The following is a 26,002-nucleotide window of genomic DNA, read 5'->3' as shown; positions in this document are numbered from 1 at the left end:
TCAACTGTAATTGTAAAGACAACTCCTGCATAGAATTATACAGCAGTATAATTCTATGTGAGGGGTTGTTATTTTTGTTTGATGAGACAAAAAATATTTTTAAAGTGGCAAGTATATATATAGCCACAATTGTTGGTGCAGGGTTTGCATCGGGAAGGGAAATTACAGAATTCTTCACTTCATATTACAGCGGTGGTTTTTATGGGATTTTACTGACAGGGGTTTTATTTTCTTTCATAGGATATACCGTACTAAATAAAGTTTATTCAGAACGAATTCAAAACTACGAAGAGTTTTTATTTCCCACGGTAGGGTGGGGTTTAGGATGGGTTATGGAAATAATCGTAACCCTTTTTATGGCATCTGTTTTTTGCATTATGGTATCAGGTGTTGCAAGTATAATAGCAGACACAATAAATATCCCTTTTTATTTTGCAATACTATTAGTGACCTTTATATGTATGATATTTTTTTTAACAGGGGTAAAGGGCATAGTATCACTAAGTACAATTATTACACCTATTCTTATAATCGGAATTATCACAATCGGGATTTATATAATATTAAGCAGGGACTCTTCTGTATTTAATATTTCAGGAGGATTTAAAAAAATGACCCACAATTGGGTTGTATCATCTCTTCTATACACTAGTTACAACAGCATTATTTCAGTTGTTGTAATGTGCAGTCTCCTTCCATATCTGAAAAGCAAAAAAACAGCATCCATAGGGGGGATATTAGGAGGGGGAATCCTCTGTATAATAGCATTGGTTTTAAACTACGCCCTTTATATATTTTATCCTTATGTTATGTCTGCTGAATTCCCTGTTATAGGGATAGTGGATATGTGCAGTAGATTTATGGGAAGCATTTATAGAATTGTACTTCTTCTTGCAATGTTTATTTCTGCAATAACTTCAGGTTATGGTTTTATAGAGCGGGTAAGGGGCAAAACAAAATTAAGCAGGGGAATACTAATACCTGTAATATGCTGCCTTATAATCCCTTTGTCAGCCATAGGATTTTCAAATCTTATTTCAAATATATATCCTGTCTTTGGATATGCAGGAATGTTTATGGTTTTTGTGATACTCATACATGGCTTTAAATTAATCAGAAAAAGCAGATTAATCAGGAAAAACGGGAGGTTTAGATAATAGATTTTTGAAATATTGTTAGCGTAAAGTTATTGTAGGGAATGAGACATAAAATACCATATATAATTGAAAAGAAGATGACATCCTGTTAAGATATTAATTAAGCAAAAATAATAAATAGAAAGGATGACATCTTCTATGTATAATAGTATACAACATTTTAATGAATTTGGGGTAAAAAGAATTGAAAAAAAGATAAAAAATTTTATTGAAGAAGGAAAAGACTTAGCTGATCTTGTTCTTGGTCTAAAAGAAGATTTATTTAAACTTGGACGCGATATACTTAAAGAAGTGCTTGAAGATATGGATGAATATTTCCGTAACTGTGAAATAAGGAAACAGTATTGGGAAATTATAAGAAAAGATAAAACAGCTATTTTAACGACATTTGGAACACTAAGTTATAACAGGACATATTTTAAGCATAAGGAAAATGGTAATAGACAACACCTAGTCGACAGGATTGTAGGTGTAGAACCACATGACAGAGTAAGTGCCGATGTTGTAATTAATGCAATAGATGAAGCAGCTGACAGCAGCTACAGAAAGGCAGGAGAAAAGGCGACATATATTGATGAAATCAGCAAACAAGCAGTGATGAATAAAATACATAATATTGAAATAGTTGAGCCTGAAATAAAAGTAGATAAAAAGAGAGAAGTAAAAATATTGTATGTTGAGGCCGATGAGGACCATGTAGCATTACAACAAAAAAGTATATTGAGACAGAATGAGAAGGGCAAGAGAAATACAATTATGCCAAAACTTGTATATGTGCATGAGGGAATTGACTTTGAAAAAAGTAATAAGAAGAGAAAAGTATTAAAGAATGTTCGATATTTTGGGGGAGTGTATAAGAATTCAGAAGATTTGTGGCTTGAAGTATCGGAATACATATATAAACAATATGACGTTGATTTTTTAGAGACGGTGTATATATCAGGAGATGGGGCGTCATGGATAAGGCAAGGAGTTAACTGTCTTTCAAAAAGTAAATTTGTACTTGATAGATACCATCTTCAAAAATACGTAAGAGTTGCGACCACACATTTAAATGATGAAGCAATAAGCCAAGATTTACAGGAGGCTTTGAATTTATCTGATAAAAAAATGCTAACAAAGGTTTTTAAAAAGATAATTGAAAAGACAGGCGATAATGAAAATAAAATAAAGGCTATAAAAAATGCAAAGCGATATATTTTAAATAATTGGGATGGTATAGAAATAAGGTCAAACAGAGGAATAGTGGGTTGTAGTGCTGAAGGTCATGTGAGTCATGTATTTTCATCCCGTTTAAGTTCAAGACCTAAAGGCTGGTCGAGAAAAGGTGTAGAAAAGATGTCAAAGCTAATAATATACAAGAAGAATGGCGGTAAGGTATATGACATAGTTATGGCACAAAAACAAAAAAAGTTAGCATCTAGTAGGCAAGAAATTCAGGAAAAATTAATTAAGGAATTAAAGAAGTCATCAAACAGGTATGAGAGTGTATGGAATAGTAATTTAACTGTTATTCATAAGGGGTGTAAAACTGGTTTATATAAAGAATTAAGGCGTATTATAGGTATATGCGGATAGGGATGAGGTAATAATAAAGCAAAAATTACGGGAAAGTTTACAAGTAAGCCTATCCAATAGGAATTATACATATCTGGAAAAAAGACAAAGAAAAAGAAAAAACATAAAAAAAGAAAAAGAAAAGAAAAAAGCAAAACTTTAGTACCATGACCCGCGGAGCCCTACTACTTGTCAAGGCCGGGCTTTGCCCGCTTGTTTTAGCCTTGACAAAATGGAAAATGGTACAATAGAAATACTTTTTTCTTTTAAAAGTAGCGTTAAAATGTGAAGGAACATAGATAACAAAACGTACTAATTTGTCACAAGTATTGAGTAAAATGAATTCTTTATAGAAAGAAAGAGTTATATGGTATAATAGACAATAAGTTAGAGGAATTATAAAAGAAAATAAGGCTCAAAATGATGTAAAACACTTTCGTTACTAAGAGACCGTTATTTGAAATAGTTGCACAAATAAAAAATGGGATGCCATCTACTTTTCTTTTTCCTACAATAAATTGACGCTATCGAAATATTTACAGAGATTGCGGCTGATTATTTCATGTGGTACAATAACTAATATCTAATGAAAACTAAAAAAGAAATGCACCAAAAAAAGACACAAAAGATAAACAGGGGTGAATTATTTTGGATATCCCTAGAAGAGATATTAGTTCTAAAAAAAAGCACGGTAAATTTAATATATTGTTATTTATTGTACTTGTGTTTATAATTATTAGTACATCGGTGGCGGCATATTTAAATTTAAATGAAATAGATATAAGAGAAGTATCTGTTAAAGAACTGTTTAAAAATGAACTTATAAAAGATAAAAAAGTTTCTCTTGAAATAGCTTATGATGGTAGCACTAATGCGAAATTTGCAATATGCGGTGGCTACATTGTAAAATGCACACAGGACAAAATAGATTTTATAGACAAAAAAGGTGAGGTAAAAAAGACTTTACGTGGTTCTTTTAAAAATCCTTTAATTAAGACTTCAGGGGAATACCTTTTGATAGCTGATGTAAAGGGTAAGGATATTTTTGTTTTTAAGGGGATAAATGAGCTTTGGAAAAAAGAACTAGATGGCAGCATAATAAATGCAGATATTAACGAAAAAGGACATGTAGCTGTTGTTCACGAAGAAAATAGAAGCAGAAATGCAGCCAGTGTGTTTAATGAGGAAGGGATAAGGTATTTTATTGATAATTCCGGGGATGATTTTATTTTATCAGCAAATGTGTCCCCAAGTGGGGAAGATGTTATGCTAAATTATGCCATTACATCAGGGGTGAATGCAGCTACCCACTTAAAAAAATATAATATAAAAAGCAAAAAGGACACCGTAAAGGATTTTGAGGAGGGATTTTTTCCTCTTGCAAAATATATTGAAGATGACCTTATTATGGCTGTGGGGGATTCTTATATCACCTTTTTAGGTAATGACTTAAAAGAAAAGTGGAACATACCTGTAAATGGAAGTATTTATGATTTTGATTTAATTAAAGGCAAGTATATAATAGTAGCTATAGGAAAAGAAAGCAAAGGCTTTTTTAATAATAAATCAGATATATTTATTTATGATATGGATGGAGGGGAATTTGCAAATTTTATTATAGAAGACAGTTTAAAAGCCCTGGCGGCAGATGAAGATGTTATTGCCATAAATTCAGGGAAAAAGCTTTATATTGTAAATACACAGGGAAAAGTCATAAATGAATATAATTTTAAAACTGATATTGAGTATATTGGTTTTTTAAACAAAAGAGAAATATTGGTGGTAGCAGAAAATAAAATTGTTATTATAAATATATCATAGGGTAGTTATATTTAAATGCAAATTTAATGTGGGTTAATTTGATAATTTAAAAATGTGGGTTAATTTAATAATTTAAATATGTATTTTGTGATTATGGGGTGAAAATATGAACTGGACTGATATTTTTGTATTGGCAATTATTTTGGGGTTTGGCTATTTTGGGTTTAGAAAAGGTCTTATGCTTTCTTTATTAAAGCTGGCATCCTTTTTTATAGCAGTTTTAGTAGCCGTTAAATTTTCCCCGTTTGTGGCTAAAATTTTGGCAGGGACTTTTATTTTTACAAAAATCAAATCCGGTATTTATGGTAAATTAATGCTTCAGCAGGATGCCCAGATGTCTGCAGTAAATGAAGGGGCTGCAGAGGCGGCAGAATCCATGGTAGACGGGCTCAAACTTCCGGGATTTTTGAAAAACCTTATTAGTGATAAAGTGGCTGAAAAAATGCCAAATGTAGGGGAATTAATTGACTATGCATCAATAGCTGATAAAATCAGTGACGTTTTGGCAAATTTTGTTACAACCGTTATCAGTGTGATTTTATTATATATTGTTGCAAGAATAGCTCTTATATTTGCCAGATCTATTCTAAAAAAAGTGTCAAGGTTACCTGTTTTAAAACAGGCAGACAAATTAGGGGGTTTTGCATTGGGGGCTATAGAGGGGCTTTTAACAATCTATATTATATTTGCAATTTTAATGTTATTTCACGCAACACCGTTGTTTAAAGGATTCTTTGAATCTATAGAAACATCTGCTGTGGCTAAATATTTTTACGAAAATAATTTTATAGTCAGCTGGATATTTCCCAAAGGATAGATAGTTTATTAATATAAAACAATTTTAAAATATAAAACATTTTTAAAATTTAATATATTTGAATTTGATATAAAAGCAAATATTTTTAATTTTAATACAAAAGCACAAATTTTTTGCAGAAAGAGAGGAATGAATTATGAAAAGTGATGCTGTTAAAAAAGGTATAGAAAGAGCACCCCACAGGTCTTTATTTAAAGCAATGGGATATACTGACGAAGAAATCTCAAGACCATTAATAGGTATAGCAAATTCTAAAAGCGAGATAATTCCTGGACATACTCATTTAGATAAAATTACAGAAGCAGTGAAAGCAGGAATAAGAATGGCAGGCGGAACACCTGTTGAATTTGGTGCTATAGGTGTTTGTGACGGCATAGCCATGGGACATGTAGGTATGAAATATTCCCTTGCTACAAGGGAGCTTATTGCCGATTCATGCGAAGCCATGGGACTTGCCCATAGTTTTGACGGTATGGTTTTTATACCTAACTGCGATAAAATAGTTCCCGGTATGCTGATGGCCGCTGCCAGAATTAATGTGCCATCTGTTGTAATAAGCGGCGGACCAATGCTATCCATTAAGCGGGGAGGAAAATTTTTGGATTTAAACAGCGTTTTTGAGGCGGTGGGAGCGTACAAGGCCGGCAAGATGAGTGAAGAAGATGTTTTAGACTGTGAAAATTATGCATGTCCAAGCTGCGGTTCATGTTCCGGAATGTTTACAGCCAACTCAATGAATTGCCTCACGGAAGTATTAGGACTTGGGCTTCCAGGTAACGGGACAATACCGGCTGTGTATGCAGAAAGACTCCGTCTTGCAAAATATGCAGGCATGAAAGTTATGGAAATGGTAGAAAAGAATATAAGGCCATCAGATATTTTAACTGAAAAAGCCTTTGAAAATGCACTGACCGTTGACATGGCCTTAGGCTGTTCAACAAATTCAATACTGCATTTACCCGCCATTGCAAATGAGGCAGGAGTGGAAATTAATTTAGATATAGTAAATGAAATAAGCAGTAAGGTTCCTAACCTGTGCAAATTAGCACCGGCAGGACATCACCATATTCAAGACCTTTATGCAGCAGGAGGGGTTCAGGCTGTTATGAAAGAACTCTCCAAAAAGAATTTGCTGCATTTAGACCTTATGACGGTTACAGGAAAGACCATTAGAGAAAACATTGAAAAGGCAGAGGTTTTAGATTATGATGTTATAAGAAGTGTGGACAACCCATACAGTGAAACTGGTGGAATAGCCGTTTTAAGAGGTAATCTGGCACCTGACGGTGCAGTTGTAAAAAGGGCTGCAGTTGCAGAGGAGATGCTTGTTCACAAAGGACCGGCAAGGGTCTTTGATTCAGAAGATGATGCTATAAAAGCCATATATGAAGGTAAAATTAATAAAGGGGATGTAGTTATCATAAGATATGAAGGACCTAAGGGCGGCCCCGGAATGAGAGAGATGTTAGGACCTACTTCTGCTATTGCCGGAATGGGTCTTGATAAAGATGTTGCACTAATTACTGACGGGCGTTTTTCAGGAGCAACAAGAGGTGCTTCCATTGGTCACGTTTCACCGGAGGCAATGGAAGGAGGGCCAATTGCAGTTGTCAGGGAAGGGGATATTATTCACATTGACATAAATGAAGGAAAGCTTAATGTTGAAATATCTGATGCTGAACTACAGGAGAGAATGAAGGAGTGGAAAGCCCCTGAACCTAAGATAACAAAAGGTTACCTGGGAAGGTACGCAAGACTTGTTACATCTGCAAGTACAGGAGCTGTATTAAAATAACTACAGGATAAAGGTCTGTAACGGAAAAAAGGCATATATAAGGCTGAAAGGCATATATAATGACTGTATTTGAGAAGAGAAAAGAATTATGGAGGTAAGGGTATGAAATTAACAGGTGCAGAAATATTAATAGAGTGTTTAAAGGAACAGGGTGTGGATACAATTTTTGGTTTCCCGGGAGGTGCAGTGCTGAATATTTATGATGCACTGTATAAAGCCAAAGATTCCATAAGGCATATATTGGTTTCCCACGAGCAAGGGGCTTCCCACGCAGCGGACGGCTATGCAAGAGCCACAGGCAAGGTGGGAGTTTGTCTAGCTACATCAGGCCCCGGGGCTACCAATTTGGTTACAGGTATTGCAACTGCATACATGGATTCAGTGCCTGTAGTGGCTATAACAGGACAAGTTGCAACAAGCCTCCTTGGCAAAGATTCCTTCCAGGAAGTGGATATAACAGGCATTACAATGCCCATTACAAAGCATAATTATATCGTAAAGGACGTTAACAAACTTGCTGATATAGTAAGAGATGCTTTTAGAATTGCAAAGGAAGGAAGACCTGGACCTGTACTAATTGACATATGTAAGGATGTAACTGCGGCGGTGGCTGAGTACACACCTAAAGAGCCGGAACCGGTAAAAGAAATTCCTATAAAGGTAAAGGAAGACAAAATAGACGAGGCTGTAAAGGTAATAAATGAGTCCCAAAAGCCTATTATACTTTCAGGTGGCGGGGTTTCCATAGCAGGAGCCAATGAAGAATTAATTAAGTTTGCTGAGAAAACCAAAATACCTGTTACAACAACATTAATGGGTATGGGGTCTTTTCCGGGAACCAATGATTTATACATGGGTATGATAGGTATGCATGGAACCAAGACTACCAACCTTGCAGTATCTGAATCAGATCTATTTATTGCAATAGGTGCAAGGTTTAGCGACAGGGTAATCAGCAATGTTGAAAGATTTGCGCCAAAAGCTAAAATAATGCATATAGATGTGGATCCGGCTGAGATTGGGAAAAATATAGTTGTGCATTATCCTCTTATAGGAAATATCAAAAAGATACTTGAAAAAATAACTGAAAAAGTTGATGAAAAGGAATATAGTGAATGGAATAAAAAAATTGACGAGTGGAAAAAAGCTTATCCATTAAAATCCCGGACAAAGGGTGAACTAAAACCAAGCTATATCCTAGAGAGAATGTATGAGCTTACAGGGGGGAAAGCTGTAATAACTACAGAAGTAGGCCAGCATCAGATTTGGGCGGCACAGTTTTATAAATACAGCTCCCCAAGACAGTTCCTCTCATCCGGAGGGCTGGGCACTATGGGATATGGTCTTGGTGCATGCATAGGAGCTCAAATAGGGCTTCCTGATAAAAAAGTAATAAATGTTGCAGGGGACGGAAGCTTTAGAATGAATTGTAACGAGCTTGCCACAGCAGTTGAATACAAACTTCCTATAGTGGTGGCAATATTCAACAACCGTGCTTTGGGAATGGTGAGGCAGTGGCAAAATCTCTTTTATGACAGCAGGTATTCAGCTACATCCATAGACAGGGGAACGGATTTTGTAGCCTTGGCCAAAGCTTACGGGGCAATAGGAATGAATGTTACAAAGCCTGAGGAAGTGGATGATGCCCTAAAAGAAGCCCTTGCTTCAAAGGACACACCTGTGGTGATAAACTTTGAAATTGACAAAGACGAAAAAGTTTTCCCTATAGTACCACCTGGTGCGGCAATTGATGAATTAATAGAAGAGTAATTCTTTTAAAAAGCGTGGGTTTATCCCATGCTTTTTAAAAGATTTTAAAAAATACAATAAAAAATTTGATTTTTTATAAAAAATTCTAAAAGTCAGCTTGACTTTTAAAAGCATACGTGATAAACTATTTGTTGTTTCAGGTAGTACGTCTTTTTTTTTTTGGCTAAAGATATTGATAGGCATTTATATAAATTTAGCTATAGACAGGTTTGTTGGAGGTGTGGAAGATATGAGAGTTAAAATTACATTAGCGTGTGGGGAATGCAAGCGGAGAAATTACAATACCATGAAGAACAGAAAAAACGATCCTGACAGACTTGAAATGAGAAAGTATTGCAAATTTTGCCGTAAACACACAAGCCATAAAGAAACAAGATAGTAATTGGACTATTATTGGGTAATATAGTTTAATTATGAAATAAAAAGTAATGGAGATGTTTAAAATGGCTCAAAAAACAAAAAATCCAAAGACTAGTAGTGCAAAGGGACGTTTTTCAAAATTTTTTAAAGATGTTAAAAACGAATTAAAAAAAGTTATATGGCCCACAAAAACCCAACTTATAAACAATACTCTTACAGTGTTGATTATGTGTTTGATACTGGGTATCTTCATTTGGTTGTTTGATTATGGTTTAAACCTGCTAAGGGCCCTAATTTACGTATAAAAGTTAAATTTGCTTTTAATACGCAATTTAGAACATGCACTATTATGTGAATATGTATTAATATTTGTTGCCACCTGGATTTATAGTTGACAAAGGAGGATTCAGGGCTTATGCAGAATAACGAAGCACCTGATAATGGAAAGTGGTACGTTGTACATACCTATTCCGGGTATGAAAACAAGGTAAAGGCTAACCTTGAAAAAATAGTTGAAAACAGAAATATGCAGGATTACATTTTAGATATTGTCGTACCTATGGAAGAACAGATTGAAATTAAAGATGGCAAGAAAAAGACAACTTTAAAAAAGGTCTTCCCCGGGTATGTTTTGGTAAAAATGGTAATGACTGATGAGTCCTGGTATGTTGTTAGAAATACCCGAGGAGTTACTGGTTTTGTAGGTCCGGGTTCTAAACCTGTGCCGTTATCCGATGAGGAAATTAAGGCAATGGGAGTTGAAGAATTTGCTCCTGTGCTGGACTATGAAATAGGAGACAATGTCAGGGTAATTTCTGGTCCGTTAGAAAACTTTATCGGAACAGTTGAAGAAATAAATTTGGAAAAGAAGAAAGTACGTGTTTCTGTATCTATGTTTGGAAGAGAAACTCCTGTAGAAATGGAACTCTTTCAAATTCAGAAAATATAAACAAAATATAAACAAGGTGTAATTTAATTGGGAGGTGGAAAATGTGGCTAAAAAAGTTATCGGCTATATAAAACTTCAAATTCCTGCGGGAAAAGCAACTCCGGCTCCACCGGTTGGACCAGCATTAGGTCAGCATAGTGTTAACATAATGGGCTTTTGTAAAGAGTTCAATGAAAGAACTGCAAGCCAGGCAGGAATGATTATTCCTGTAATTATAACAGTCTATGCTGACAGATCATTCACATTTGTTACAAAAACACCACCAGCGTCTGTGCTGATTAAGAAAGCTTGCAAAATAGAAAAAGCTTCTGGTGTTCCAAATAAGGAGAAAGTTGCAACCCTGCCAAAGGCGGAATTGAGAAAGATAGCTGAGCTCAAAATGCCTGACTTAAATGCAGCAAGCATTGAAGCGGCGGAGAGAATGATTGCAGGAACTGCCAGAAGTATGGGAATAGAAATCGAAGCTTAATTTCCTTGTATTTTAAGGAAATTAGCAGTGGGAGGAACATAAGTTTCCGGATATAATTACCACAAAGGAGTGTGAAAAAATGAAAAGAGGAAAGAAATATCTTGAAAGCGCAAAGCTTGTAGATAGATTAAAGTTATATGATCCAACTGAGGCTATTGAGTTAGTTCAAAAGACAGCCAGAGCAAAGTTTGATGAAACTGTAGAAGCCCATATAAGACTGGGTGTTGACTCAAGACATGCAGATCAGCAGGTTAGAGGAGCAGTTGTGCTGCCTCATGGAACAGGTAAAGATGTAAGAGTGCTTGTTTTTGCAAAAGGTGACAAGGCAAGAGAGGCAGAACAAGCAGGTGCAGATTTTGTAGGAGCAGAAGAACTTGTAACTAAAATCCAAAAAGATAATTGGTTTGAATTTGATGTTGTGGTAGCTACTCCTGATATGATGGGGGTTGTAGGTAGACTAGGTAGGGTTTTAGGACCTAAAGGATTAATGCCAAACCCTAAAGCAGGAACTGTAACAATGGAAGTAGAAAAGGCAGTTAAAGAAATAAAATCAGGTAAAATTGAGTATAGACTTGACAAAACTAATATTATACACTGCCCTATCGGAAAAGTATCCTTTGGAACAGAGAAACTTTTAGATAATTTCCGTGTTTTAATGGGAGCTATTATAAAAGCAAAGCCTGCAGCGGCAAAGGGGCAGTACCTAAAAAGTGTTGTTCTTGCTTCCACTATGGGACCCGGCATTAAGGTAAATGCTCAAAGGATAAATGACTAAAGGGATAAAACCGATAATTAAAAGAAATTGGTGAGTCCTTATAAATAAAATGAAATATAATCAAAAAACTGCATAGTTATGCCACAGACAGCAGGTTGTATTAAGATACGTAAAGGCAAAGTTTGTCTTCCTGCCGAGGTATAGGTTTGATACGATGGATTATTACTAATCCCCTCTATGTCTGTGTGCATACAGGGGATTTTTAATTTTTGTTGTTTTATGTGTTTTTAAAATGAGGAGGTGAAAAATTAGTGCCAAGTGAAAGAATACTTCAGAAAAAAATAGAAGCGGTAAATCAATTAGCTGAAAAAATCAAAGAAGCAAAAACCGTAGTAATAGCTGACTACAAAGGGGTTACAGTTGAAGAGGATACTGAAATGAGAACCGCCATGAGAAAGTCAGGGGTGGAGTACAGGGTAGTAAAGAACAATTTGATAAAGCTTGCATTAGAGAAAAATGACATAACTGAATTGGAGGAATACCTGAAAGGCCCCACAGCTATAGCTATGAGTACTGAAGATGTTATTGCGCCGGCTAAAATACTCACTGAGTATTCAAAAAAACATAAAAAAATACAGCTTAAAGCCGGTATAGTTGAAGGCAAAGTATTCAGTGCTGAGGAATTAAATGCAATAGCAGAACTGCCTTCAAAGGAAGAACTAATTGCAAAGGTAGTAGGCGGAATGAAGTCACCTTTGTATGGTTTGGTAAATGTTCTAAATGGAAATATAAGAGGATTGGTTGTTGCTTTAAATGCAATTGCAGAACAAAAGAAAGAGGCATCAGCTTAGTGGCTGCATAAAAAGATTTCTGAACATTAAGTTAATGACTTAATAAATTTATTCACAAAGAAATTAATGACCTAAAGAACTTATTAAAAAAACAGAAAATCAAGACAAAAAAATTAAGTAAAAAATAAAAATTAAGTAAAAAAAAGAATTTTGGAGGTATATAAAATGGCTAGTGAAAAAGTTACAAAATTAATAGAAGAAGTTAAAAATTTGACAGTTTTAGAACTATCAGAATTAGTTAAGGAATTAGAAGAAGAATTTGGTGTATCAGCAGCAGCACCTGTAGCAGTAGCGGCAGCGCCAGCAGCAGGTGGCGGTGGAGCAGCTGCAGCAGAAGAAAAGTCAGAATTTGATGTTGTATTAAAAGATGTAGGTTCAGAGAAAATTAAAGTAATTAAAGTTGTAAGGGAAATAACAGGTCTTGGACTAAAAGAAGCTAAAGACATGGTTGACGGAGCACCAAAGACACTTAAAGAAGGCGTTTCTAAAGAAGAAGCTACTGAAATTGAGGCTAAATTAAAAGAAGTTGGAGCAACTGTAGAAATTAAGTAATTTATTACTCCGGCTATTTACATTGGTCTTTGGCAGAATTGTCATTAAAACAGGTATTAAAAAAGAACAACAGGCATTTTAAAATGTCAGTTGTTCTTTTTTTAGAAAAGTCCATTGTCAAGGATACAAAACTTTAAATTACATAATTTGAATTTTAAAAAAGTTAACATTAAAAAGGACAAAAAATATTGACAACTTTAATGACATATGCTAAAATCATATACTGCGTGTAATTTCAGTATTTGATTCTTTTTCTTTCAATACTAAAAATTATACAAACACAAAATGTATTTTAAAACATTATATTTGATTTGGCAAGTACTTATTGATAAATATGTGATTTAAGCGGGATTAAAGAGCCTTTTAGATAAATTTTTTTAATAGTTTATAGAAGTTGGGGAATAAATAAGACAATATTTGTTAACAATGTTCTTATGTAGAAAAGGATTACTATTTTATAACATTACAAAAAAATAAGCGCTATTTTTTTTACAATACTACGAAGCTCTGCAGTAATAAAAAAATTCTAATTACTGTCAAGGGGCTTTGTATTAATTTATATATTTAAAATTTATGTTTTGTATAAGCAGTTAAAAGACAAAAGTCTGATATATGAGGTGATATTAATGGTTCATGTGCATCCGGTGAAATATGGTAAAAATGTCAGAATGAGCTACTCAAGAATTAAAGAAGTCATTGATATGCCAAATCTGATTGAAATTCAGAAAAACTCCTATAATCAGTTTTTAGAGGAAGGGTTAAGGGAAGTTTTTAGAGATGTATCTCCCATTACCGATTATACAGGGAATTTGATTTTGGAGTTTGTTGACTACTCATTAAATGAAAAACCTAAGTATTCTGTAGAGGAATGTAAAGAAAGAGATGCTACTTATTCTGCTCCTTTAAAGGTGAAAGTGCGTTTAATTAATAAGGAGACAGGGGAAGTAAAAGAGCAGGAAATTTTCATGGGTGATTTTCCTTTAATGACTGAGAACGGTACGTTTGTTATAAACGGGGCAGAAAGAGCTATAGTGAGTCAGCTGGTAAGATCACCGGGTATTTATTATTCAATGAAGTACGACAAAACCGGTAAGGAACTTTATTCAAATACTGTTATTCCAAACAGGGGTGCATGGCTTGAATATGAAACGGACGCTAATGATGTAATATGGGTTAGGATAGACAGGACGAGAAAATTACCTATAACTGTTTTAGTTAGGGCACTAGGATACGGAACGGATATAGAAATTACAGATCTTTTAGGGGAAGATGAAAAAGTTATTGCAACAATACAAAAGGATAGCGCAAAAACTGAAGATGAGGGTCTTATAGAAATATATAAGAGGTTAAGACCGGGTGAGCCGCCTACAGTTGAAAGTGCCAGAACACTTTTAAACAATTTATTTTTTGACCCTAGAAGGTATGATTTAGCTAAGTTCGGAAGATTTAAATTTAATAAAAAGCTTTCTCTTGCAAGCAGGATAAATAATTTTATATCAGACGAAGATATTGTAAACCCCCAGACCGGTGAAATAATTGTTTCTAAAGGGGAAAAGATTGAGAGAGAAACTGCAGAAGCAGTTCAAAATGCAGGTATTAATGAAGTTTATCTCAATGTAGACGGTAAAAGGGTTAAAGTAATTGGAAACGGTATGGTGGAAATTAAAGACTATATTGACTTTGACCCTAAGGAAATTGGTATTACGGAAAAGGTTAAATACAGCGTATTAAAATCATTACTAGAAGAAAATGAAGGTGTAAGCAAAGAAAAGCTTAAGGCTGTGCTAAAGGGTAGAATTGATGATCTTGTTCCAAAATACCTGACTGTAGAGGATATAATTGCTTCTATAAGCTATATTATTAATCTTAATTACAGGATTGGACATATAGATGATATAGACCACTTAGGCAACAGAAGGCTCCGTTCAGTGGGAGAGCTTTTGCAAAACCAGTTCCGCATAGGCTTGTCCAGAATGGAGAGAGTGGTAAGGGAGAGAATGACCATACAGGATATGGACATTGTTACCCCTCAGGCCCTGATAAACATAAGACCTGTTGCAGCGGCAATTAAAGAGTTTTTTGGAAGCAGCCAGCTGTCCCAGTTTATGGATCAGACAAACCCGTTAGCTGAGCTGACCCATAAAAGAAGGCTTAGTGCATTAGGACCAGGGGGACTTAGCAGGGAAAGAGCAGGCTTTGAAGTACGTGACGTTCACCATTCCCACTATGGAAGAATATGTCCTATAGAAACTCCTGAAGGACCTAACATTGGTCTTATAGGTTCTCTCAGTACTTATGCAAGGGTAAACGAATACGGCTTTATAGAAGCTCCTTATAGAAAAGTTGATAAAGAAAATATGATTGTTACAGATGAGATACATTACCTCACTGCTGATGAGGAAGATGAGTACTTAATAGCACAGGCAAACGAGCCTTTGGATGAAGAGGGCAGGTTTGTTGACAGGAGAGTTATATGCAGGTATAAGGATGAGTTTTTGGAAATAGAGAAAAATAAAGTTGACTTTATGGACGTTTCGCCAAAACAATTGGTTTCTGTGGCTACTTCACTAATACCGTTCCTTGAGAATGACGACGCTAACCGTGCCCTTATGGGGGCGAACATGCAGCGTCAGGCGGTACCTCTCATAAAGACAGAATCGCCTATCATAGGAACAGGTATTGAATACAAGGCAGCAAGGGATTCAGGGGTAGTTGTTTTAGCAAAGAATCCTGGTGTAGTTGAAAAGGTAACTGCTAACAAAATAATTATTAAAAAAGATGAAGGTACAAAAGATGAATACAGGCTTTTAAAATATCTACGCTCTAACCAGGGAACATGTATAAATCAGAGACCTATTGTTAAAAAAGGGGAAAGAGTTGAAAAAGACGATGTTATAGCTGACGGTCCTTCAACACATAATGGAGAACTGGCACTGGGTAAAAACGTCCTGGTAGGCTTTATGGCATGGGAAGGCTACAACTACGAGGATGCTATATTGATAAGCGAAAAACTGGTTAAAGAAGATGTATTTACATCTATCCACATTGAAGAGTATGAGGCGGAAGCAAGGGATACAAAGTTAGGACCAGAGGAAATAACCAGGGATATACCGAATGTCAGCGAAGATTCTTTGAAGGATTTAGATGAAAGAGGAATAATCAGAATCGGGGCTGAGGTAAGGTCAGGGGACATTCTGGTTGGAAAGGTTACTCCAAAAGGAGAAACGGAGCTTACAGCAGAGGAAAGACTTTTAAGGGCTATTTTTGGAGAAAAGGCCAGGGAAGTCCGTGATACATCCTTGCGTGTACCTCATGGTGAGTCAGGTATAGTTGTGGATGTAAAGGTATTTACAAGAGAAAGCGGCGACGAATTAACACCGGGAGTGAATCAGCTTGTCAGGGTTTATGTTGCCCAAAAGAGAAAAATATCTGTCGGGGACAAAATGGCAGGAAGGCATGGAAACAAAGGTGTTATTTCAAGGATTCTTCCGGAAGAGGATATGCCCTTTTTACCGGACGGCACACCCTTAGAAATAGTATTAAACCCCTTGGGCGTTCCTTCCCGTATGAATATAGGGCAGGTATTGGAAGTTCACTTAGGATATGCTGCTAAAGCTTTAGGGTGGAAAATAGCAACTCCTGTATTTGACGGGGCTACAGAAGAGGATATAGTTGAGACACTGAAAAAAGCAGGTCTTAGTGAAGACGGAAAGACAATCCTTTACGATGGAAGAACCGGTGAGCCTTTTGAAAACAGGGTAACTGTTGGATATATGTACATGTTAAAACTTGCTCACCTTGTTGATGATAAAATACATGCCCGCTCAACGGGACCATACTCCCTTGTAACCCAGCAGCCTCTGGGCGGTAAGGCACAATTTGGAGGTCAGAGGTTTGGGGAGATGGAAGTGTGGGCTCTTGAAGCTTACGGTGCTGCATATACACTGCAGGAAATACTTACAGTTAAATCAGACGATGTTACCGGAAGGGTTAAGACATACGAAGCAATAGTAAAAGGAGAAAACGTTCCAGAGCCTGGAATTCCGGAATCCTTTAAAGTTTTAATTAAAGAGCTTCAGAGTCTTGCTTTGGATGTAAAAGTTTACTCAGAAGAAAAAGAAGAAATAGCGATAAAAGAATCTGTGGATGATGACTTTGAAGAGCTGAATGTGAGCTTGGAGGGAAGAGAAGACGGAGGCATTTTAGGCGGGATTGACGGTGTTGATGACCCGGATTTAGATGATAATTCAGACGGTAGCTTAGACAGTGACTTAGACAGCGGTTTGGATGTTGACTTAGGTGATGATTTAGGTGACGGCTTAGATGTTGATGATTTGGATTTTTCAGACATAACTAATGTTATTAATGACAGTGATTTAGAGGATAATCTTGATGAAGATTTGTTTGCTGATGATTTAGATGACAGTCTGGATAGTGAAGAAATATAAAGAAAGGAGAATTGGCCGTGTTTGAACTAAATAATTTTGATTCAATAAGAATAGGTTTGGCTTCTCCGGAAAAGATAAGAGAATGGTCCCGGGGAGAAGTAAAAAAACCTGAGACCATAAACTATAGAACGTTAAAGCCTGAAAGAGATGGTCTGTTTTGCGAAAGAATATTTGGACCCCAGAAGGACTGGGAGTGCCACTGTGGTAAATATAAGAGAATAAGATACAGAGGCATTATCTGTGATAGATGCGGAGTTGAAGTAACCCGTTCAAAGGTAAGAAGGGAAAGGATGGGGCATATTGAGCTGGCTGCACCTGTTTCTCACATATGGTACTTTAAGGGCATTCCTAGCAGAATGGGACTATTACTGGATATGTCTCCCAGGGCGTTGGAAAAAATACTGTACTTTGCAGCATATGTAGTTATCGACCCGGGCCAGACTCCTTTATCCAAAAAGCAAATTCTTACTGAGAAGGAATATAGAGACAGTATAGAAAAATTTGGAATGAAATTTACTGCATCAATGGGTGCGGAAGCTGTTAAGCAGCTTTTAGAGGAAATAGATTTAGATAAGCTTTCCCAGGAACTTAGAGCAGAGCTGGAAGAAACCACAGGTCAAAAGAGGGTAAGGACAATTAAGCGCCTTGAAGTGGTTGAAGCATTCAGGCAGTCAGGAAACAGACCTGAGTGGATGATTTTAGATGTAATTCCGGTAATACCACCGGAATTAAGACCTATGGTTCAGCTGGATGGTGGAAGGTTTGCTACTTCAGATCTAAATGACCTTTACAGAAGGGTTATAAACAGAAATAACAGGTTAAAGAGACTTTTAGATTTAGGAGCACCGGACATAATTGTCAGGAACGAAAAGAGAATGCTCCAGGAAGCTGTAGACGCTTTAATAGACAACGGAAGAAGGGGAAGACCGGTAACAGGCCCCGGAAACAGACCTTTAAAGTCTTTGTCAGACATGTTGAAGGGTAAGCAGGGGCGTTTCCGTCAAAACCTATTGGGAAAACGTGTTGACTATTCAGGGCGTTCCGTTATAGTGGTAGGTCCTGAGCTTAAAATATACCAGTGCGGTCTTCCAAAGGAAATGGCTTTAGAGTTATTTAAGCCTTTTGTGATGAAAAAGCTGGTTAATGATGAACTTGCCCATAATATAAAAAGTGCAAAGAGAATGGTAGAGAGGGTAAAGGAAGAAGTATGGGACGTATTGGAGGAAGTAATTAAAGAACACCCGGTACTTCTAAACCGTGCACCAACCCTTCACAGGCTTGGAATTCAGGCTTTTGAACCTGTTCTTGTGGAAGGTAGGGCATTAAAACTTCATCCTTTGGTTTGTACTGCTTATAACGCAGACTTTGACGGTGACCAGATGGCTGTTCACGTACCTCTTTCTGCTGAAGCACAAGCAGAAGCAAGGTTTTTAATGCTATCTGCCAACAACCTGTTAAAGCCCCAGGATGGAAAACCTGTTGCTGTGCCTACCCAGGACATGGTTTTGGGATGTTATTATATGACCATTGAAAAAGAAGGAGAAAAAGGGGAAGGAAGAGTATTTGTATCTCCGGAAGAAGCAATAATGGCATATGACAACGGTGATATAACCCTTCATTCAAAAATTAAAGTAAGAAGGGAAAGGGTATTTGACGGTGTTCTCAAAACTAAATTAGTTGAGACTACAGTTGGAAGAGTACTGTTTAATGAAGCAATTCCCCAGGATTTAGGATTTGTTGACAGAAAAAATCCTGAAACAGCTTTTGATTTTGAAGTAAATTTCCTTGTTGGGAAAAATGAGCTTAGAAAAATAATTGACAGGTGCATAAAAGTACATGGAACAACCAAGACAGCTGTTCTTTTGGACCATATTAAAGCATTAGGATTTAAATATTCCACAAAAGGTGCTATTACCATAAGTGTATCTGATATGGTAATACCTGAAGTTAAAGCAAAATATATAAAAGAAACAGAAGAAAAGATAGAAAAGATAATTAAGCAGTATAAGAGAGGACTTATTTCAAATGAAGAGAGATATAATTCAGTTATAGCAGCTTGGACTGAAGCATCTGAAAAAATAACCCAGGCTCTCATAGATAATCTGGACAGATTTAACCCTGTTTACATGATGTCACAGTCCGGAGCGAGAGGTAATATAAACCAAATTAAGCAGCTTGCCGGAATGAGGGGACTTATGGCAGATACACAGGGTAAGACAATAGAGGTTCCAATAAAGGCAAACTTCCGTGAGGGACTAAACGTTATGGAATTCTTTATATCAACTCACGGAGCCAGAAAGGGATTGGCAGACACAGCATTAAGAACTGCTGACTCAGGTTACCTCACAAGACGTCTTGTTGACGTGAGCCAGGATGTTATAGTAAGAGAAGTAGACTGTGGAACAAGAAAAGGAATAGAGGTTTCAGATATCAGGGATGATGCAGGGGAAGTAATAGAACCACTACATGAAAGACTGGTGGGAAGATACCCTGCTGTACCTGTTGTTCATCCTGAAACAGGGGAAATAATTGTTGAAACTGACAGGCTTATAACCGATGAAGATGCTGACAGGATAATAGAAGCAGGCATTAAAAAAGTCAGAATCAGATCGGTGCTCACTTGTCATGCAGAATATGGTGTTTGTGCAAAATGTTATGGTGCAAACCTTGCAACAGGTGAAGAATGTAATGTAGGTGAAGCAGTAGGAATTATTGCTGCACAGTCTATAGGTGAACCTGGAACACAGCTTACCATGAGAACATTCCACACAGGTGGGGTTGCAGGAGATGACATTACACAAGGTCTTCCACGTGTTGAGGAATTGTTTGAAGCCAGAAAGCCAAAAGGACTTGCAATTATATCAGAGATACCGGGAACTGTTAAGATTGTTGAGACAAAGAAGAAAAGAGAAGCCGTTGTTACTTCAGAAGATGGAGAGACAAAGACTTATTTGATTCCATATGGTTCCAGGCTGAAGGTTTCTGACGGGGACATGGTTGAAGCCGGTGACGAACTTACAGAAGGTTCCGTTAACCCTCATGATATACTAAAAATAAAGGGTCTTGAGGGCGTTGAGGCATACCTTCTTCATGAAGTTCAAAGGGTTTACAGGCTTCAGGGTGTTGAAATAAATGACAAGCATATTGAAGTAATTGTAAGACAGATGCTCAGAAAGATGAAAGTTGATGATGCGGGAGATACAAATTTATTACCGGGAAGCCTGGTAGATGTATTTGACTTTGAAGAAGAAAATGCAAGAATAATAGCAGAAGGCTTAAGACCAGCAACCGGAAAGAGAGTTTTATTAGGAATTACAAAAGCATCACTGGCTACCGAATCCTTCTTATCTGCTGCATCATTCCAGGAGACAACAAGAGTATTAACTGAGGCAGCAATAAAAGGAAAAGTAGATCCATTAGTGGGATTAAAAGAAAATGTTATTATAGGTAAATTAATACCTGCAGGAACAGGTATGAGCAGGTACAAGGATATAAGTATAAGTACGGTAATTGAGTAGTGCAATTTAAATAAAAACAAATTAATATCTTGACAAATAAAGTTTATGGATGATACAATATTTCAGTATGTATTTTCATTATAATTAATTAGCTTTATCATCCTGTAGCATTGGCAGGGAGGTTAAGTTAAGTTGGATGATTTTAAAAATATTAATAAAATGGTTGGGTTAAAACAATCATTAAAAGCTGTGCAAAAGGGAATAGTGGAGAAAGTGTATATAGCAAAAGATGCGGAAGAACGGGTTGTATCAAAGATAATTGACTTATGTGAGGAAAAAGATATACCAATAGTGTATACAGACAGTATGAAGCAATTAGGTAGAGCTTGTGGGATTGATGTTGGTGCAGCTGTAGTAAGTGTTCTAAAATAGATTATAACTTAACCTATATAAAAGCTTATTCGCGCAATTGTGTCAGAATAATGAATAAAAAGGAAAGGAGGTAGAAAGATGCCAACCTTTAACCAGTTAGTTAGAAAAGGCAGAAAGTCCATTGGGAAGCAATCAGACGCACCTGCTCTTCAAAAGGGATATAATTCTCTTAAGAAGAAGATGACAAATGTAAGCAGTCCTCAAAAGAGGGGTGTTTGTACCGTTGTTAAAACGAGTACTCCTAAAAAGCCAAACTCTGCTTTGAGAAAAGTGGCGAGAGTCCGTCTAACTAATGGTATAGAAGTGTCTGCTTATATACCAGGAATAGGACATAATTTACAGGAACACAGTGTTGTTCTTATAAGGGGAGGAAGGGTTAAAGACCTTCCAGGTGTTAGATACCACATTATACGTGGGACTCTTGATGCTGCTGGTGTAGCTAACAGAATGCAGGCGCGCTCAAAGTATGGTGCAAAAAGACCGAAGGGCGGGGCTAAATAATAACATTCATACAAGGTGCATGACCCATGTATGAAAAAATATTATAATCAAATACTAATAAGTGCTTTGTACGCTGTTTAATATATATTGCATGTACGTTGCACTTGACGACGGTGAAAAACCGCCGAGTACCGATGATATTATATCATAACCATATTAAAGGAGGGAAGAAAAGTGCCAAGAAAAGGATATGTACCAAAGAGGGATGTTTTGCCTGATCCAGTGTATAATGATAAAGTTGTTACAAAACTTATTAACAACATTATGCTTGATGGAAAAAAGGGAGTAGCTCAAAAGATTTGCTACGGTGCTTTTGACATCATAAAGGAAAAAACAGGTAAAGATCCCCTTGAGGTTTTTGAACAAGCATTAAATAATGTAATGCCTGTACTTGAGGTAAAAGCCCGCAGGGTGGGTGGAGCCACATACCAGGTTCCTGTAGAAGTAAGGCCTGAAAGAAGGCAGACTCTTGGTCTTAGATGGTTGGTTAACTATGCAAGGCTAAGAGGGGAAAGAACCATGAAAGAAAGATTGGCAGCTGAAATATTAGATGCCACAAATGGTATGGGTGGAGCATTTAAAAAGAAAGAAGATACCCATAAGATGGCGGAAGCAAACAAAGCTTTTGCTCACTACAGATGGTAATACAAATTTATTATATAAAAATTTATAATATAATAAATAATTATTATAATTTTGTATAATTTATATAGAATAAAATTTATATAATTATAATTATACAATTAATATAATTTTAATGATTGAGATGACAAAATTAATTTAAACAATGAGCAGTGTATGTGCTAATTTTGAAAGGAAGGTTATAATGCCCAGGCAATTTAGTTTAGAGAGAACAAGAAATATAGGGATAATGGCCCATATAGATGCAGGTAAAACCACTACAACTGAACGTATACTTTTTTATACAGGCAGAGTCCATAAACTTGGTGAGACACATGACGGGTCAGCAACTATGGACTGGATGGAGCAAGAACAGGAGAGAGGTATTACCATAACATCTGCTGCAACTACTGCCCAGTGGAAAGATACAAGAATAAACATTATTGATACGCCGGGGCACGTTGATTTTACCGTTGAGGTTGAGAGGTCATTAAGAGTTTTAGACGGCTCAGTAACTGTTTTCTGTGCTAAGGGAGGAGTTGAACCTCAATCGGAGACTGTATGGAGACAAGCTGACAGATATAATGTACCACGTCTTGCATATATTAATAAAATGGATATTGTGGGGGCAGATTTTTACAATTGTTTAGACATGATGAAGGAAAGACTGCAGGCTAATGCTGTTCCTATACAATTACCTATTGGTAAAGAAGATACTTTTGAAGGTATAATTGACCTTGTTAAAATGAAAGCATATTATTTTGTAGATGAGCTTGGAAGGAATGTAGAGGAAAAAGAAATTCCTGATGATATGAAGGAATTAGCTGAAGAATACAGGACCAAGCTTATCGAAACCATTTCAGAGCAAGACGAAGAGTTAATGATGAAATACCTTGAAGGTGAAGAATTAACTGAAGAAGAAATAAAAGCAGGAATTAGAAGTGCTACTATAAAAGTTGACATGATACCTGTTACATGTGGTTCTTCATACAAAAATAAAGGAGTGCCTCAGCTACTGGATGCAATTGTAGACTATATGCCTTCACCTGTGGATATACCATCAATTAAAGGTGTATCTTTAGACGGTGAAACGGAAATAGAAAGGCATGCAGATGATGATGAACCTTTCTCTGCATTGGCATTTAAGATTATGACTGACCCATATGTTGGTAAGCTCTGCTTCTTCAGGGTTTACTCCGGAAAGATTAATTCAGGTTCATATGTTTATAATGCATCAAAAGGCAAAAAGGAAAGACTAGGAAGAATATTATTGATGCATGCAAACCATAGGGAGGAAGTTGACGCAGTTTATTCCGGGGATATAGCTGCAGCTGTTGGGCTTAAAGATACAGGAACAGGAGATACATTATGTGATGAGAACAATCCTGTTATCCTAGAGTCAATGGAGTTTCCGGAACCCGTTATATCTGTGGCAATAGAGCCAAAGACAAAGGCGGGACAGGATAAAATGTCCATTGCTCTCCAAAAGTTATCAGAGGAAGACCCAACATTCAGGGCTCACACAGATAAGGATACAGGTCAGACAATAATTGAAGGAATGGGAGAACTCCATCTAGAAATTATTGTAGACCGTATGCTTAGAGAATTTAAAGTTGAAGCAAATGTAGGCAGCCCACAGGTTGCATACAAAGAAACAATTAAGAATGCAGTTAAAGCAGAAGGTAAATTTGTTAGACAGTCAGGTGGTAGAGGTCAGTACGGCCACTGTATGATTGAAGTTGAGCCCAAAGAACCAGGTACCGGCTATGAATTTGTCAACAAGATAGTTGGAGGGGCTATTCCTAAGGAATACATTCCAGCTGTTGATGCCGGGATCCAGGAGGCTATGAATAATGGTATTTTAGGTGGTTATCCTGTTGTAGATATAAAAGTTACCCTTTATGATGGTTCATACCACGAGGTAGACTCATCAGAGATGGCATTTAAAATTGCAGGTTCCATGGCTCTGAAAGAAGCTTTGAAAAAAGCAAAATGCGTACTTTTAGAACCTGTGATGAAAGTAGATGTTGTAACTCCTGAAGATTATATGGGAGATGTTATGGGTGACTTAAACTCAAGAAGAGGAAAAATTGAAGGTATGGAAGCCAAAAATGGCTCACAGGTTATAACGGCTAATGTTCCATTGGCTGAAATGTTTGGTTACGCAACGGCGTTGCGTTCTAAAACACAAGGTAGAGGTACCTTCTCAATGCAGATAAGCCATTTTGAGGAAGTGCCTAAAAACATACAAGATGAAATTGTTGGAGAAAGAAACAACAGCTAAACATTAATTTAAGGTAATGAATCAGTTAAAAATGCAGGAAATATAGCTATATTTCCTGCAGATAAATAATTAAACCAATAATTAAAATTCAGTACGTTACTGAAAAAAGGAGGAGAATATCAATGGCAAAAGAAAAATTTGAAAGAAGTAAACCCCACGTTAATATCGGTACAATAGGTCACGTTGACCATGGTAAAACAACTTTGACAGCAGCTATAACAAAAGTTCTGTCACTAGCAGGCGGAGCAAAATACGAATCTTACGAAAACATTGACAAAGCTCCGGAAGAAAGGGAAAGAGGAATTACAATTTCCACTTCTCACGTTGAGTATGAAACAGAAAATAGACACTATGCACACGTTGACTGCCCAGGTCACGCTGACTATGTTAAAAACATGATTACCGGTGCTGCTCAGATGGACGGTGCTATATTAGTTGTATCAGCTGCAGACGGTCCAATGCCTCAGACAAGAGAGCACATAATACTGGCAGAGCAGGTTGGGGTTCCTTACATCGTTGTTTTCTTGAACAAATGTGACCAAGTTGACGACGAAGAGCTTATTGAATTAGTTGAAATGGAAGTAAGAGAACTTCTAAGTGAATATGATTTCCCAGGAGACGAAATTCCTATAGTTAGAGGTTCTGCTCTTAAAGCTATTGAATCAACTGCAACTACACAGGATGCAGAAGAGTACAAACCTATATTAGAACTAATGGAGCAGGTTGACAAATACATACCTACTCCGGAAAGAGCAATTGATAAGCCATTCATCATGCCTGTTGAGGACGTATTTACAATCACAGGTCGTGGAACAGTTGCAACTGGTAGGGTTGAAAGAGGACAGCTTAAAGTTGGTGAAGAAATAGAAATAGTTGGATTAATGGATGAGCCTAGAAAGACAGTTGTAACAGGTATAGAAATGTTTAGAAAGCTTCTTGATACAGCTGTTGCAGGTGACAATATAGGAGCACTTTTAAGAGGTATTCAAAGAGACGAAGTAGAAAGAGGTCAGGTTTTAGCTAAACCAGGTTCAATTAAGCCTTATAAAGAATTTGAAGCTCAGGTTTACGTATTGACAAAAGAAGAAGGTGGAAGACATACTCCATTCTTCAACAACTACAGACCACAGTTCTATTTCAGAACTACTGACGTTACAGGTACAGTTGAGCTTCAACAAGGTACTGAAATGGTAATGCCTGGTGACCACACTACACTAAAAGTTAAACTTATCACTCCGATAGCTATGGAAGAAGGATTAAAGTTTGCTATCCGTGAAGGTGGAAGAACTGTAGGAGCAGGAAACGTTTCAAAAATAATTTCCTAATAAAATTACAGGGCTGTGACAAAGGGGCAAAATCTCTTTGCACAGCCCTTTTTATACTTTATTATACAAATATACAAAAAATAAACCCCAGGTCTTTAAGCCAGGGATTTATTTTTTATA

The 26,002-nt window shown here is 36.6% G+C and carries 20 protein-coding genes and 1 other annotated feature; all 20 genes read left to right on the top strand.

The window, feature by feature from the left end; all coding sequences use genetic code 11:
- Positions 1-74: 74 nt before the first annotated feature.
- The 20 genes from HVS_RS13020 (at position 75) to tuf (ending at position 25,882) form a co-directional block, all read left to right on the top strand.
- Positions 75-1,157, top strand: a complete 1,083-nt coding sequence (locus HVS_RS13020) for a YkvI family membrane protein (RefSeq protein ID WP_101303035.1) — start codon at positions 75-77, stop codon at positions 1,155-1,157.
- A 138-nt stretch (positions 1,158-1,295) separates the two neighbouring features.
- Positions 1,296-2,735 (top strand): ISLre2 family transposase, encoded by a 1,440-nt coding sequence (locus HVS_RS13015; RefSeq protein WP_235827484.1) that lies wholly within the window; start codon positions 1,296-1,298, stop codon positions 2,733-2,735.
- A 627-nt stretch (positions 2,736-3,362) separates the two neighbouring features.
- The gene (locus HVS_RS13010) at positions 3,363-4,535 is read left to right on the top strand and encodes a DUF5711 family protein (protein WP_101303033.1); all 1,173 of its coding nucleotides are present in this window, start codon (positions 3,363-3,365) and stop codon (positions 4,533-4,535) included.
- A 106-nt stretch (positions 4,536-4,641) separates the two neighbouring features.
- On the top strand, positions 4,642-5,352 hold the full coding sequence (locus HVS_RS13005) for a CvpA family protein (protein WP_101303031.1): 711 nt from the start codon (positions 4,642-4,644) through the stop codon (positions 5,350-5,352).
- 136 nt (positions 5,353-5,488) lie between these two features.
- Positions 5,489-7,147 (top strand): dihydroxy-acid dehydratase, encoded by a 1,659-nt coding sequence (gene ilvD / locus HVS_RS13000; RefSeq protein ID WP_101303028.1) that lies wholly within the window; start codon positions 5,489-5,491, stop codon positions 7,145-7,147.
- 102 nt (positions 7,148-7,249) lie between these two features.
- Positions 7,250-8,917 carry a biosynthetic-type acetolactate synthase large subunit gene (gene ilvB / locus HVS_RS12995; protein ID WP_101303026.1) on the top strand — a complete coding sequence of 556 codons (1,668 nt, stop codon included), beginning with the start codon at positions 7,250-7,252 and terminating at the stop codon, positions 8,915-8,917.
- A gap of 229 nt (positions 8,918-9,146) precedes the next feature.
- Positions 9,147-9,296, top strand: a complete 150-nt coding sequence (gene rpmG, locus HVS_RS12990) for a 50S ribosomal protein L33 (protein ID WP_101303024.1) — start codon at positions 9,147-9,149, stop codon at positions 9,294-9,296.
- Positions 9,297-9,360: 64 nt separating this feature from the next.
- Positions 9,361-9,582, top strand: a complete 222-nt coding sequence (gene secE, locus HVS_RS12985) for a preprotein translocase subunit SecE (RefSeq protein WP_101303022.1) — start codon at positions 9,361-9,363, stop codon at positions 9,580-9,582.
- 110 nt (positions 9,583-9,692) lie between these two features.
- Complete coding sequence (nusG, locus tag HVS_RS12980) at positions 9,693-10,226, top strand: transcription termination/antitermination protein NusG (RefSeq protein ID WP_101303020.1); 534 nt, start codon at positions 9,693-9,695, stop codon at positions 10,224-10,226.
- Positions 10,227-10,269: 43 nt separating this feature from the next.
- Positions 10,270-10,695 carry a 50S ribosomal protein L11 gene (gene rplK / locus HVS_RS12975; RefSeq protein WP_101303018.1) on the top strand — a complete coding sequence of 142 codons (426 nt, stop codon included), beginning with the start codon at positions 10,270-10,272 and terminating at the stop codon, positions 10,693-10,695.
- A gap of 79 nt (positions 10,696-10,774) precedes the next feature.
- Positions 10,775-11,470: a 50S ribosomal protein L1 gene (rplA, locus tag HVS_RS12970; RefSeq protein WP_101303016.1), complete on the top strand. Its 696-nt coding sequence runs from the start codon at positions 10,775-10,777 to the stop codon at positions 11,468-11,470.
- Between the two features lie 63 nt (positions 11,471-11,533).
- Positions 11,534-11,683 (top strand) — a sequence feature (ribosomal protein L10 leader region).
- A 38-nt stretch (positions 11,684-11,721) separates the two neighbouring features.
- Positions 11,722-12,261: a 50S ribosomal protein L10 gene (gene rplJ, locus HVS_RS12965; protein WP_101303014.1), complete on the top strand. Its 540-nt coding sequence runs from the start codon at positions 11,722-11,724 to the stop codon at positions 12,259-12,261.
- 165 nt (positions 12,262-12,426) lie between these two features.
- On the top strand, positions 12,427-12,813 hold the full coding sequence (gene rplL, locus HVS_RS12960) for a 50S ribosomal protein L7/L12 (protein WP_101303010.1): 387 nt from the start codon (positions 12,427-12,429) through the stop codon (positions 12,811-12,813).
- A 626-nt stretch (positions 12,814-13,439) separates the two neighbouring features.
- Complete coding sequence (gene rpoB, locus HVS_RS12955; RefSeq protein WP_101303008.1) at positions 13,440-17,261, top strand: DNA-directed RNA polymerase subunit beta; 3,822 nt, start codon at positions 13,440-13,442, stop codon at positions 17,259-17,261.
- A gap of 17 nt (positions 17,262-17,278) precedes the next feature.
- Positions 17,279-20,779 (top strand): DNA-directed RNA polymerase subunit beta', encoded by a 3,501-nt coding sequence (gene rpoC, locus HVS_RS12950; protein ID WP_101303007.1) that lies wholly within the window; start codon positions 17,279-17,281, stop codon positions 20,777-20,779.
- A gap of 159 nt (positions 20,780-20,938) precedes the next feature.
- Positions 20,939-21,151, top strand: coding sequence for a ribosomal L7Ae/L30e/S12e/Gadd45 family protein (locus HVS_RS12945; RefSeq protein WP_101304290.1), 213 nt, complete (start codon positions 20,939-20,941; stop codon positions 21,149-21,151).
- A 78-nt stretch (positions 21,152-21,229) separates the two neighbouring features.
- Positions 21,230-21,652: a 30S ribosomal protein S12 gene (gene rpsL / locus HVS_RS12940; RefSeq protein ID WP_101303006.1), complete on the top strand. Its 423-nt coding sequence runs from the start codon at positions 21,230-21,232 to the stop codon at positions 21,650-21,652.
- 174 nt (positions 21,653-21,826) lie between these two features.
- Complete coding sequence (gene rpsG / locus HVS_RS12935; protein WP_101303005.1) at positions 21,827-22,297, top strand: 30S ribosomal protein S7; 471 nt, start codon at positions 21,827-21,829, stop codon at positions 22,295-22,297.
- A 181-nt stretch (positions 22,298-22,478) separates the two neighbouring features.
- Positions 22,479-24,557 carry an elongation factor G gene (gene fusA / locus HVS_RS12930; RefSeq protein ID WP_101303004.1) on the top strand — a complete coding sequence of 693 codons (2,079 nt, stop codon included), beginning with the start codon at positions 22,479-22,481 and terminating at the stop codon, positions 24,555-24,557.
- A gap of 122 nt (positions 24,558-24,679) precedes the next feature.
- Complete coding sequence (gene tuf, locus HVS_RS12925) at positions 24,680-25,882, top strand: elongation factor Tu (protein WP_101303003.1); 1,203 nt, start codon at positions 24,680-24,682, stop codon at positions 25,880-25,882.
- The last annotated feature ends 120 nt before the right edge of the window (positions 25,883-26,002 follow it).

Source organism: Acetivibrio saccincola, from assembly GCF_002844395.1.
GTDB classification, from domain to species: domain Bacteria; phylum Bacillota; class Clostridia; order Acetivibrionales; family Acetivibrionaceae; genus Herbivorax; species Herbivorax saccincola.
Note: the sequence above shows the minus strand (reverse complement) of the source record. Positions and strands in the feature narration are given on the sequence as shown.